Origin of the sequence: Photobacterium sp. GSS17 (genome assembly GCF_028621875.1) — a bacterium.
Lineage (GTDB): Bacteria > Pseudomonadota > Gammaproteobacteria > Enterobacterales > Vibrionaceae > Photobacterium > Photobacterium ganghwense.
In genome coordinates this window covers 389958-403216 of the sequence record NZ_CP117517.1, presented here as the reverse complement: position 1 = coordinate 403216, position 13259 = coordinate 389958, and the positions used below count along the sequence as shown (strand labels likewise).

Here is a 13259-nt window from a genome sequence, read left to right as displayed (position 1 = left end):
AACACACGCAGCATGGGTAGTACAGTCACTGAGCCAAGTAGACGGCAGACCTTATTACAGGCTTCTGCCTCAATTAGCTATACAGGCTGATATCACATAGTTAGGGCTTATTTTTAGCCTAAGAATGAATCCAATCATGTGTGTTCACGCTATGTTGCCTGTAGCGGGTCATAACCCGTTACAGTAAGCGTTAATCAATGTAACGTTTTTTTATCAATCAAGTCTATCGCCCGGCGGCAGTTAACAAGATTCCTCTAAAATGGATAAAAAACCACCACAATCATGATTTCATCCTCTCTGCGTATAACATCTTCCACCATGAAGATTCCAATTTGCAGAGCATCTCACTTTACCTTTGCAACAGTGTGCGTGACTTACATAGCAAAAAGGGAAGCTTGCGCTTCCCTTTTGTTTTCCGTTTTCAGGCTGTCTCACCGCCCTGCCCGAATCACTTGCGGGAGCGGGCGGCCTTATGGCTTTCTTCATACATGCGCTCAATTTCCTCATGGTAACGGTCGAGGATAACCTTGCGACGCAGTTTCTGAGTCGGGGTCAGCTCACCGTGATCCATCGAGAACGCACGCGGCAGCAGGGTGAACTTCTTCACCTGCTCGAAACGCGCCAGATCCTTTTGCAGTTCGCCCAGGCGCTTCTCAATCAGTTCCACGATCTGGGTGTGCTTGATCAGCTCAAGACGGTCTTTGTACTTGATGTTCAGCTCGCGCGCATGTTCTTCCAGGGTTTCAAAACACGGGACGATCAGCGCGGAGACAAACTTGCGGGTATCGGCAATCACCGCAATCTGCTCAATAAAATGATCTTTGCCGATGGCACCTTCAATCACCTGCGGCGCGATGTATTTCCCGCCGGAGGTTTTCATTAACTCTTTGATGCGATCGGTAATAAACAGGTTGCCATCTTGATCAATATGGCCGGCATCCCCGGTTTTCAGGAACCCATCATTGGTGAAGTTGGCTGCCGTTTCTTCTGGCATGTTGTAGTAGCCCCGCATGACCATCGGCCCGCGTACCAGAATCTCGTTATTGGCACCGATTTTTACTTCCGCGCCCGGCATCGGCATCCCGATGGAGTCAGGATTGAAGCACTTATCATCCCAGCAGGAAACGGTCGCGGTTGTTTCCGTCATGCCATAGCCCAGCTTGACGTTGATCCCGATAGCGTGGAAAAACCGGCCAATACTTTCATCCAGTTTGGCTCCACCGCACGGCATGAACTTGATGTTACCGCCTAACAAGGCACGCAGCTTGGACAACACCAGCTTGTCGGCCAGCGCATGACTGCGCTTGAGCAGCCAGGACGGCTCACGACACTCCTGTCGCGCCAGTGCCATGCGGGCACCCATGTTCACCGCCCAGGTAAACATCACTTTGCGGTGCACGGGCGCACGCGCCACCTTGTCGTGCACCCCGGAATAAATTTTTTCGTACACCCGCGGCACCGCAGACATCACATTCGGCTTCACTTCCGCCAGCGCGTCTTTCAGCAGATTGGTATCCGACAAGTAGCAGTTCACACCGCCACGGTGCAGGACATAGAAGGTCCATGCCCGCTCGAACACGTGGGAAAGCGGCAGGAAACACAGGGATACATCGCCTTCTGCCAGCGCCAGCTTCTGATCGTGCCCTTCGATCTGTGAGGCAATGTTGGCATAATCCAGCATTACCCCTTTGGGCGTACCTGTGGTCCCGGAGGTGTAAATCAGGGTCAGCAGGTCATCCATGGTGGTTTCATCCAGACGACGGGTCAGTTCGGCCTTCGCATCCCCTTCGGACTCTGTACTGACCCCGCTCAACGCGACAAACGCGTCATAGCTGATCACTTTCGGGTGATCCGGCAAAGTTGCCGCTGGTGACATCACGATGATGTGTTCCAGCCCCGGGCATTCTTCCGCCAGCTCCAGGGCTGCGTCCAGCTGCGCCTGCTCGCCGACAAACAACATCCGGATACCGGCATCATTGACGATATAGGCAGCCTGCTGCGGGGTATTGGTCGGGTAGATAGGCACGGTCACAGCGCGGTTGTACAAGGTGGCAAAATCCGCCACGCTCCAGCGAGGTATGTTATTGGAGAAGATGCCGACTTTATCCTGCACGTTCAGACCGCGCGTCAGCATCGCCAACGCTAACTGATGAATTTGCTCACCGAACTCCGTCCAGCTGACAGACAGCCACTGGCCATCGACCCGGTGGCGCAATGCCGTCCGCTCCCCCAGACGGGAAATCTGGGAACGAATGCGGTTGACGATGTGATACTCTCGTTTTGCCATAACTACTCTACCGTTAAGCTTACACCTGTAAGCTATCGTGCAGGGGAGTCTACCTGCGACACTGAAAAAGGCAACTCTGCGAAATCACAAAACCATCATTATTCTGGTATGACCAGAATAACTTTGCTCACATCATGTACGGATTATTCAGGATATCACAGGGTTGCGTCAGCAATGTGGCAGACCGCCACGGGCGGCAACAGACGTAAAAAAGCCAGCACAAAAGCTGGCTTAACCTTGAATCACAGAGTGCGCGCCGACTCAGTACTCACCGGAGCCACAGATTGCCAGCAGCTGATCCCGCATCCAGAGATGGCCTTTGTCTTTTTGCGAAGATTCGTGCCAGCTCAGGTAACCGCTAACCGCGCCGGATTCAAACGGCAGCGGCAGGATTTTCAGGGATTGCTGCAGGGCCGCAGCCTTTGCCAGCCAGCGAGGCACCACGGCAATCAGCTCAGACTGACTGGTCACATACAACACGTTACTCAGACTGGTTCCCTGATAGGCAGGCGCGTAGTGACTTTTCTCGTGATAAACCGTTTCGGCAAAAGGTTTCACGCCCGGTACGGTCTTCAGCACTGCATGTTTTTCCGCTTCAAATTCTGCAGTAGAAAGGGTATCCCCCAGACGCGGATGATTACCGGCGGCGACAACCACCAGCTCATCATGAAACAGTGCCGTGCTGCACATACCCGGTTCATCGAAGCGCGCATAATCAATCACAAAATCGATATTCTGGTACTGCATCTTCTCTGCCATCGCCGCATCAGATTCGGTTTCTATCTGTACCCGGACATTTGGAGCCTGCTCAGCCAAGATGCGCAAGATCGCCGGAACAAAGCGAATATCCGACGGGCTGCTGATCGCCAGCTTAAAAGTGCGGTTGGAGGTTTGCGGACAGAACACGGAAGCAGGCAACTCATTTTTCACCAGCTGCAGTGCCTGGCGCAGCGGGCCGAACAGCTGCTTGGCACGCTGAGTGGGCTGGATCCCCCGACCATGACGGATAAACAGCTCATCATTGAACATGACTTTCAGGCGCGCCACGGCATTACTGACCGCGGGTTGAGACATCCCCAGGTTGTGTGCCGCCCGGGTGATGTTCTGCTCTTGCATCACAGCGTCGAACACTGTCAGCAGATTCAGATCAACACTGCGTAAGTTGGTCTCCATGGTGTAACCATCAACAGAGTGAATTGTTGCGCTCTTGCGTGCCATTTTTGCCTCTAGTGAATACCTGTTCCGGGAGCTAACAGGCGCGCTGACAGCACGATACTTGTTGTATCACGCCAGAACCCCGCCTGCTGTACGGCAAGTATCATGCAAATGAATATATGAAATAAATAGAGGATGCCGTGCAAATCGGTCAGCACATCCAAACTGCCGCCAAAAATCACAACAAATTCATATATATCATAAAGATACAAGAACCTAAAACATTCTAAAAAGATTGTAAATAACATAAAGCCACAATGGGTTGATACCATTGTGGCTTAACAGGCAGGGAGGTTGGGTCAGCATGAGGTCAGGAAAAGCCATGACTTAACGCCATGACTTAACGCCATGACTTAACGCCATGACTTAACGCCATGACCTAAAGCAATGACTTAACAACCGTGACTCACAAACGTCTTTGTACGAGGACTTTCACACATCACGCTCGAGCCATCACGGCCAAGACGTACTCCGGGCAACCATCACCCGGAAAAAACTAGCAGGTTGGGCTGATTGACAGCTTACGCCGGCTCGGCACCTTTGGGGAATAGAGTTCCACCAGCGCTTCCTCAACCACCTCGGGAAACTCAACTTGCTCCCACAGCCGGTGCCAGAGTGCTTCGCCTTTGTGCCAATCCCCTTCCGCTATCCAGCCGGCAATCAGCATGGCCACGTCCGGCAGGTGCACCCGACCGGCACCCTCGCTATCAAGCCAGCCGCGCAAGGCAGACGGGTCCAGATAACTCATCGACTGCGCCAGCCCCATGATCTCTAAAGTCATCACATTGCTCTGCTGCTCATACTGGCCATGCAGCGGCTTAAGCAGCAGCTTTTTGCCAAGGCTGATCGCTTCAGACGGCAGCTCAAAACCGCCATTGGCAATCACACCGTGACAGCAATGCATCTGATGATGAAAAGCCGCGCGGTTGAGTTTTCGGAGACTGACGTTTTCGTATTCGTGGTCCTGTTCGACCTCGGGATGAAAACAGAAAAAATGTACCTGTGTAAAACGGGTCAACAGATCAAGCACCGCGCTGAGGTTCTCAAATGGCAAGTAGACCAACACGGAGCCATCGTTGGTGATCGGCTGGATCGAGGGCGGCACGATCGGCGGCAGAATAAACTGGTTAAAGTGGTACCAGTGAAGACCCACTTGCTGCGCCGTCGGGGCAAAAAACCGGGTGATCAGCTTATCCAGACTACTTTGCCCCTGTTTTGGAATATCCTGCAGGAACGCGTTCTGGTGACTCAGGCCAATGCTGTGGACGTTTTGCCGGCGCGCGGCCCAGGCCGAGACCGGCTCAAAGTCATTGAGCACTAGGTCATAGCGGGTTAAATCCAGCGCGTTCACATCGCGCAGGAAAGTACGCGGCTGATTATGGGTCAGGGTTTTCCACTGATTCAGCTGACCGTTTTCCGTCACAAACGTCAGCCCGGCCCGGGTCTGGTAATCACCGAACTCAGCCATGTCGAAATACTGCGTCTGCTCGCGGCCGGTAAACAGGTAGTCCACCTCAACCTCCAGCAGAGAAAATGCCCGAGCCATCTCTCTGGCGCGGGAAATGTGCCCGTTTCCGGTCCCCTGTACTCCATAAAGGATCTTCATTCACAGCCCTCTACACATTCACCAGCTGGAAGCACAGGAGACCCAGCGCCGCACCAGCTGCAATATCAGTAATATAGTGTACGCCCAGCAATACCCTCGACAGCCCGATCGCCATCGCCCAGGGCCAGATAAACCAAGCGGTATCCGGGTAATACGTGGTGATCAGCGAAGCCATCACAAACGCGGCCGCAGTATGGCCGGACGGCAGACTGTATTTGTCTGACGGCTTGATAAAACTTGGCAGGGAAACTGGGCGTGCCCGTTTGAAACTGTTTTTCAGAAGAAGGTAAACGGGCAACTCCAACGCAAAAGCCTGCAAGCCGATCAGCACCACTTCCGCGCCTTTGACGGTGTCCAGCAGCCAGACCAGCAAGGCAAACAGAAGATATAAGTGGCCATCCCCGGTGTGTGATACCGCCCGGCTGACCTGTGCGACCTGAACATTAAAGCGGTGGCACAGGCAGCGTGATGAAACGGCATAATCGAGGCGCTGTAAGGGTGTCAGTATGGTCATCCTCGCATCCTTATCTGATTAAATCGCCACCAGAGTAAGAAAGGGATATGACAGCGCAGTGACGCTTTGACGGAAGCTCAATGACAATCTTCACGCCCGCGTTGCCCGTTGTTTTCACTTGGCACCCGGAGATGGGTTTATGCTGGTTTGACCGGATCCGTGTCAGCAAAAACCAGTGAACTCCACTGGTTTTTGTAAACCAAACAGAACTATTCACTGAATCGAACTGAACATAAAATAAACATGAAATTAGTAGTTGACGCTCAGCCTGTCTGTTTGGTATTCATTTGTTAACCAATTACTCGGATAATATTGCAAACATGAAAATGCGTTTCTCATCAATTCTCCTAAGCCTCCTCCTTATCGTGACCAGTTCGCGCGGGTAGCTTATGGGTGAGAAACAACACCACTAAGAATTCACAAAACCCGCGCAATATGCGCGGGTTTTTCGTATATGAGGCCGGCGCAAGCGGACGCAGACCAAGCCATTACAGGCAGGCCAATAAAAGGAAGCAGCTATGAACAATCAGGTCATCATTTTCGATACCACTTTGCGTGACGGCGAACAGGCGTTGTCCGCCAGTCTGACGGTCAGGGAAAAACTGCAAATCGCTTACGCACTGGAGCGCTTGGGGGTCGATGTTATTGAGGCCGGGTTCCCCGTTTCCTCGCCGGGTGATTTTGAATCGGTGCAGACCATTGCCAAGCACATCAAAAACAGCCGGGTCTGCGCCTTGTCCCGCGCCGTCGCCAACGACATTGATGTGGCCGCCGAATCCCTGAAAGTGGCCGAAGCCTTCCGAATTCATACCTTTATTTCTACGTCAACCATCCACGTCCAAGACAAACTGCGCCGCAGCTACGATGACGTCATCGAGATGGGCGTCGCAGCAGTGAAGCGTGCCCGCAAGTACACTGATGATGTCGAGTTTTCCTGTGAAGATGCTGGCCGTACACCTATCGATAACCTGTGCCGGATGGTGGAAGCGGCCATCAATGCCGGGGCCACGACAGTGAACATCCCGGACACCGTCGGCTATACCCTACCTAACGAATTTGGCGGCATCATCACTCAGCTGTTCAACCGCGTGCCGAATATCGATAAAGCCGTGATTTCCGTGCACTGTCACGACGATCTGGGCATGTCAGTAGCCAACTCCATGGCTGCGGTGCAGGCAGGTGCCCGCCAGGTTGAAGGGACCATTAACGGTATTGGTGAACGGGCCGGTAACTGTGCGCTGGAAGAGATTGCGATGATCATCAAGACCCGCGCCGAGTTCCTGGGGGTCGATACCGGTATCAAACATGACGAGATCTCACGGACCAGCAAGCTGGTCAGCCAGCTGTGCAACATGCCGATTCAGGCCAACAAAGCGATTGTCGGTGCCAATGCCTTCAGCCACTCGTCCGGTATCCATCAGGACGGCATGCTGAAGAACAAGAACACTTACGAAATCATGACGCCGGAATCCATCGGCCTGAAAAACCAGGCGCTGAACCTGACATCCCGCTCCGGCCGTGCCGCCGTAAAAAGCCACATGGACACCATGGGCTACAACGAGAACGAATACGATCTGGATACCCTGTACGCCGACTTCCTGAAGCTGGCAGACCGCAAGGGTCAGGTGTTCGACTACGATCTGGAAGCGTTGATGTATTTTGCCAACCTGCGTGAAGAAGACGATTTCTACAAGCTGAACTACCTGAGCGTTCAGTCCGGCAGCGTGATGGCGACCACCAGTATCAAACTGCAGTGCGGGGATGAAGAAAAATGTGAGGCCGCGGTCGGTAACGGCCCGGTCGACGCCCTGTACCAATGTATTTACCGCCTGACCGGCTACGAGATCGTGCTGGATAAATTCGACCTGACCGCCAAAGGTGAAGGGGAAGATGGCCTGGGCCAGGCCGATATTATTGCCAACTACAAAGGCCGTAAGTACCACGGTACCGGCCTGGCTACCGACATTGTCGAGGCCTCAGGTCAGGCATTGCTGCATGTGATCAACAGCATCCACCGCGCAGAGCAAATCGAACAAATCAAACAAAAATCCCATATGGAGACAGTATAACCATGGCAGGTACTTACAATATCGCCGTTTTACCGGGTGACGGCATTGGCCCGGAAGTCATGCAGCAAGCCCACAAAGTGTTGGATGCCGCGCAGGAAAAATTCGGCTTTACCCTGAATTGCAAAGAATACGATGTCGGTGGCATTGCCATCGACAACCACGGCTGTCCGTTACCAGAAGCGACCCTGAAAGGCTGTGAAGCGGCAGACGCGATCTTGTTTGGCTCAGTCGGCGGCCCGAAATGGGAACACCTGCCACCCAATGATCAGCCGGAGCGCGGCGCGTTGCTGCCACTGCGCAAGCATTTCCAGCTGTTTTGCAACCTGCGTCCGGCGCAAATCCATACGGGTCTAGAGCGTTTTTCCCCGCTGCGAGCTGACATTTCCGAGCGTGGTTTTGACATCGTGGTGGTGCGCGAGCTGACCGGCGGCATTTACTTCGGCCAGCCAAAAGGGCGCGAAGGGTCAGGGCCGGAAGAAAAAGCCTTTGATACTGAGATCTACCACCGCTACGAGATTGAGCGCATTGCCCGGATCGCGTTTGAATCAGCCAAGCTGCGCGGCAAAAAAGTATGCTCGATTGATAAAGCGAACGTGCTGCAAAGCTCAATTCTGTGGCGTGAAGTGGTGGAAGAGATTGCCAAAGACTACCCGGACGTGAGCCTGAGCCACATGTACATCGACAACGCGACCATGCAGCTGATCAAAGATCCGGCGCAATTTGACGTCATGCTGTGCTCCAACATTTTCGGTGACATCATTTCCGATGAATGCGCCATGATCACCGGCTCAATGGGGATGCTGCCTTCTGCCAGCCTGAACCAGGACAAGTTCGGCATGTACGAGCCAGCAGGCGGCTCAGCACCGGATATTGCCGGTAAAAACATCGCCAACCCGGTGGCACAAATTCTGTCGGCAGCACTGATGCTGCGTTACAGCCTGGGCGAAGAGCAGGCAGCTCGCGCGATTGAACAGGCCGTTTCACAGGCGCTGGAAGCTGGCGAGCTGACCGCCGATCTAGCCGGTAACAGCCCGGCGCTGAGCACCAGCGAAATGGGTGACCGCATCGCCCACTATATTCGCCAGGCCTAAATCGCCCGGACATTATAAAAACAGGGAGCAAACCACAATGTCGACAACTAACGCGCCAGAGACACAAGCGCCAAGGACGCTTTACCAGAAAGTTTACGATGCCCATGTCGCCGTCGCGGCCGAAGGCGAAACCCCGATCCTGTATATCGACCGTCACCTAGTGCATGAAGTCACCTCACCGCAGGCCTTTGACGGCCTGCGCGAAAAAGGCCGTCCGGTACGCCAGGTCGGCAAAACCTTTGCCACCATGGATCATAACGTCTCAACCCAGACCAAAGACATCAAAGCCTCCGGCGAGATGGCCCGGATCCAGATGGAAACGCTGGCCAAGAACTGTGAAGAGTTCGGGGTCACTCTGTACGACCTGAACCACAAATATCAGGGTATCGTGCACGTGATGGGGCCGGAGTTGGGGATTACCCTGCCGGGGATGACCATCGTGTGTGGCGATTCCCACACCGCCACTCACGGCGCCTTCGGCTCGCTGGCTTTCGGCATCGGCACCTCCGAAGTTGAGCACGTCTTGGCGACCCAGACCCTCAAGCAGTCTCGCGCCAAGACCATGAAAATCGAGGTCAAAGGCAAAGTGGCACCGGGTATCACCGCGAAAGATATCGTGCTGGCGATCATCGGCAAAACCACCGCCGCGGGCGGAACCGGTTATGTGGTCGAATTCTGTGGCGAGGCGATCACCGACCTGTCGATGGAAGGCCGGATGACAGTATGTAACATGGCGATTGAGCTGGGCGCCAAAGCCGGCCTGATCGCGCCAGACCAGACCACGTTCGACTACGTCAAGGGCCGACACTTTGCCCCGACCGGCGCTGACTGGGATGCTGCAATCACCTACTGGCAGACCCTGAAAACCGATGCCGGAGCCGCATACGACGCCGTGGTCACTCTGAATGCCAAAGACATCAAACCGCAGATCACCTGGGGAACCAACCCGGGCCAGGTAATTGCCGTGGACGAGCCAATTCCGTCTCCGGCAGACTTCAGCGACCCGGTTGAAAAAGCCTCCGCGGAAAAAGCACTGGCCTACATGGGGCTGGAAGCCGGCAAAAAGCTGTCTGATTTTTCAATCGACAAAGTCTTTATCGGTTCATGCACCAACTCACGCATTGAAGACATGCGCGCTGCCGCGGCCATTGCTAAAGGCCGTAAAGTCGCCCCGAACGTTCAGGCCCTGGTGGTACCGGGTTCAGAGCAGGTGAAAGCGCAGGCCGAGCAAGAAGGGCTGGATAAGATCTTTATTGAAGCCGGTTTTGAATGGCGTCTGCCGGGCTGCTCGATGTGTCTGGCGATGAACAACGACCGTCTGGGCCCGGGAGAGCGCTGCGCATCCACCAGCAACCGTAACTTCGAAGGCCGTCAGGGCCGTGATGGCCGCACGCACCTGGTCAGCCCGGCCATGGCTGCCGCCGCGGCGTGTGCTGGCCACTTTGTCGATATCCGCGAGCTGGAACCAGAAGCTGCGACAGCATAATCAGAAGGAACGAAAGTAATGACAGGATTTAAACAACATACCGGCCTGGTAGTTCCTCTGGATGCTGCCAACGTGGATACCGATGCCATTATCCCGAAGCAGTTTTTGCAGAAAGTCACCCGTACCGGTTTCGGCAAGCACCTGTTTCATGACTGGCGTTTTCTGGATGATGCCGGTGAACAGCCTAACCCGGGCTTTGTCATGAACGCGCCGCGCTATCAGGGTGCCAGCATTCTGCTGGCGCGGGAAAACTTCGGGTGCGGTTCATCCCGTGAGCACGCCCCGTGGGCGCTGGCCGATTACGGCATCAAAGTGATGATTGCACCGAGCTTTGCTGACATTTTCTACGGTAACTCGATCAACAACCAGATGGTACCGGTTCGCCTGAGCGAAGCAGAAGTCGACGAACTGTTCCAGTTTGTGGCTGCGACCGAAGGGGCAGAAATCATAGTGGATCTGGAAACCATGACCGTCAGCGCGAACGGCAAACAATATCACTTTGAGATTGACGAGTTCCGCCGTCATTGCCTGCTGAACGGCCTGGATAATATCGGCCTGACGCTGCAGCACGAAGACAAGATCGCCGAGTATGAAAGCCGAATTCCGGCCTTCCTGGCGTAACCTTCAGGAACATCACACAACGCCAGTTTCATCAGCCCCGAGCTTGCTCGGGGCTGTTTCGTTCCGGCCCCTGTTCGCGGTGTCAGCCGGTATCACCAGAGGGCGGACATGCCACAACGTTCGAGCCCTGAACAGCCATACGCAAACAGAGCGTACGAACAGACAACACAAACAAGAACAAGAACAGGAACAGGAACAGTGGAAAAACGTCGGGAACGTGGAAAGATATCAGCGATTCGCCGGTCATCTACACTTGATCACGTCACATCTGTATACAAGGACATCCCATGCGTTTGCTCATTGCCTTAGCCCTGCTCCTGCTGTCGAACGGCAGTATGGCCGCCCCCAAAGCCGACCTCTGGCCGTACTGGCAGGCCAGCCAACCCACCAGCAGCACCACCATCGATCACAGCCGCTGGCAGCAACTGCTGGATAAGTATCTGGTGGTTTCCCCCCAACAAACCCTGTTCCGCTACCGTCAGGTCAACGATACCGATCGCTATGAACTGGGCCACTACCTGCGTGATTTGGCAGGGCAAGATCCCCGTTGGCTGAACCGGAATGAGCAGTTCGCCTACTGGGTTAACCTCTATAACGCCCTGACCGTGAAGCTGATTCTGGATAACTACCCGGTCTCTTCCATCACCAAGCTGGGCGGCTTGTTCAGCTTCGGACCGTGGGACGAGACGCTGATTACCATTGCCGGTCAAAAGCTGACCCTCAATGACATTGAGCACCGGATCCTGCGCCCTATCTGGCGCGATCCACGCATTCATTACGTGGTCAACTGCGCCAGTCTGGGCTGCCCGGATCTCCAGCCGCAAGCCTTCACCGCCGCCAACCATGACGCGCTGCTGGAACAATCCGCCAAGCGTTTTATCAACAGTCGCAAGGGCGTGGCAGTTGAACAGGATAAGGTGCGCCTGTCCTCAATTTATGACTGGTACGCCAGCGATTTCGGCAATCTTAGCCAGCTGCAGGCACACCTCAATCAATACCGCCAACAACCGGTGCAACTCAATCACGTTCGCTATGACTACAACTGGGCGCTGAACGAAGCCCGCTGAGGCCCTCTTATGCCCCTCGCGGCAACCGCGGCGAGTGAGCGGAGGCTCCCAGCAGTATCAGGGGTAGCAACCGGGCGCAGCGCAGATTACAATAGCGCCTTGTTCTCATGGGGTGTCTGGCACCGTTCCGGACTGAGATTGCGGCAGCAAAACCCACAGAACCTGATCCAGTTAGCACTGGCGTAGGAATTGAGACCCCGATAGTTTGCCTTATCACGGCAGCATGAGGCTGCCAGCTCTCAACCCTGTGCCCCTAATTTCCCCTCTCTTGCCGGATGCAAGCGTATCAGGAGCGTACAGTGAATAAGCTACTACCTATTTTGACCCTTTCTCTCGCCGCGGGCACCGCCTGGGCCGATGACAACACCCTGACAGTATACACCTACAGCTCCTTTGCTTCGGAGTGGGGACCGGGACCGGCTGTGGAAAAAGCCTTTGAAGCCGAATGCGGCTGTAACCTGGAATTCGTGGCCCTGGATGACGGAGTATCAATTCTGAACCGGGTGCGTCTGGAAGGAAAAAACACCAAGGCCGATATTCTGCTGGGTCTGGATAACAACCTGATCAGCGAAGCCAAAAAAACCGGCCTGCTGGCCGAGCATCACCTGACCATGCCAGCACTGGCGCTGCCAACTGGCTGGCAAGACAGCACATTCGTGCCTTTTGATTATGGGTATTTTGCCTTTATCTACGACAGCAGCAAGCTGAAGAATCCGCCGAAAAGCCTTGATGAACTGGTTAAGCGTGACGATCTGAAGATCATCTATCAGGATCCACGCACCTCCACGCCGGGCCAGGGTCTGATGCTGTGGGTGAAATCAGTCTACGGTGACAAAGCCGGTGAAGCCTGGCAGCAGCTTGCCAAGAAAACCGTCACGGTCACCAAAGGCTGGTCGGAAGCCTACAGCATGTTCCTGAAAGGGGAATCTGATATGGTGCTGTCCTACACCACCTCGCCGGCTTATCACCTGATCGCGGAAAACGACGCCAAATACAAGGCCGCGGATTTCAGCGAAGGCCATTACATGCAAGTTGAAGTTGCCGCCAAGCTGAAGGGTAGCGATAACCAGAAGCTGGCCGATCAGTTCCTGGCCTTCATGCTGAGCGACACCTTCCAGCAGGTGATCCCAACCGGTAACTGGATGTACCCGGTCACCCAGCAAGCCCTGCCAGCAGGTTTTGAGCAGCTGACGCTGCCCGCTAAAGCGCTGGAATTCACGGCCGATGAGATCGCGACCCAGCGCCGCAACTGGATCCGTGAATGGCAACACGCTCTGACTCAGTAAACAGGCACGTAATCTTG

General features: G+C 54.6%; 10 protein-coding genes and 1 riboswitch. Of the genes, 6 read left to right on the top strand and 4 right to left on the bottom strand.

Translation table 11 applies throughout. The features are described 5' to 3' along the window. Positions 1-448 precede the first annotated feature (448 nt). From PGW97_RS01930 to PGW97_RS01915, 4 genes are all read right to left on the bottom strand, one after another. Positions 449-2287: an AMP-dependent synthetase/ligase gene (locus PGW97_RS01930; RefSeq protein ID WP_273858391.1), complete on the bottom strand. Its 1839-nt coding sequence runs from the start codon at positions 2285-2287 to the stop codon at positions 449-451. Positions 2288-2548: 261 nt separating this feature from the next. After that, entirely contained in the window at positions 2549-3505 is a 957-nt protein-coding gene (leuO, locus tag PGW97_RS01925; protein ID WP_273858390.1) for a transcriptional regulator LeuO, read from the bottom strand. A 493-nt stretch (positions 3506-3998) separates the two neighbouring features. Next, positions 3999-5108: an MJ1255/VC2487 family glycosyltransferase gene (locus tag PGW97_RS01920; protein ID WP_273858388.1), complete on the bottom strand. Its 1110-nt coding sequence runs from the start codon at positions 5106-5108 to the stop codon at positions 3999-4001. A 10-nt stretch (positions 5109-5118) separates the two neighbouring features. Then, complete coding sequence (locus PGW97_RS01915; RefSeq protein WP_273858387.1) at positions 5119-5622, bottom strand: phosphatase PAP2 family protein; 504 nt, start codon at positions 5620-5622, stop codon at positions 5119-5121. A 518-nt stretch (positions 5623-6140) separates the two neighbouring features. Between PGW97_RS01915 and leuA the strand changes: the two genes are divergently transcribed. The 6 genes from leuA (at position 6141) to thiB (ending at position 13242) form a co-directional block, all read left to right on the top strand. Further along, positions 6141-7691: a 2-isopropylmalate synthase gene (gene leuA / locus PGW97_RS01910; protein WP_047883698.1), complete on the top strand. Its 1551-nt coding sequence runs from the start codon at positions 6141-6143 to the stop codon at positions 7689-7691. Positions 7692-7693: 2 nt separating this feature from the next. Further along, positions 7694-8782: a 3-isopropylmalate dehydrogenase gene (gene leuB, locus PGW97_RS01905; protein WP_273858385.1), complete on the top strand. Its 1089-nt coding sequence runs from the start codon at positions 7694-7696 to the stop codon at positions 8780-8782. 37 nt (positions 8783-8819) lie between these two features. Then, positions 8820-10268 (top strand): 3-isopropylmalate dehydratase large subunit, encoded by a 1449-nt coding sequence (leuC, locus tag PGW97_RS01900; protein WP_273858383.1) that lies wholly within the window; start codon positions 8820-8822, stop codon positions 10266-10268. An 18-nt stretch (positions 10269-10286) separates the two neighbouring features. Continuing rightward, a complete protein-coding gene (gene leuD / locus PGW97_RS01895; RefSeq protein WP_273858381.1) occupies positions 10287-10889 on the top strand; it encodes a 3-isopropylmalate dehydratase small subunit in 603 nt (200 codons plus the stop codon). Positions 10890-11176: 287 nt separating this feature from the next. Continuing rightward, positions 11177-11956, top strand: coding sequence for a DUF547 domain-containing protein (locus PGW97_RS01890; protein ID WP_273858379.1), 780 nt, complete (start codon positions 11177-11179; stop codon positions 11954-11956). 98 nt (positions 11957-12054) lie between these two features. Continuing rightward, positions 12055-12163: riboswitch (TPP riboswitch) on the top strand. Positions 12164-12231: 68 nt separating this feature from the next. Further along, positions 12232-13242, top strand: coding sequence for a thiamine ABC transporter substrate binding subunit (gene thiB / locus PGW97_RS01885; protein ID WP_273858377.1), 1011 nt, complete (start codon positions 12232-12234; stop codon positions 13240-13242). Positions 13243-13259: the final 17 nt, after the last annotated feature.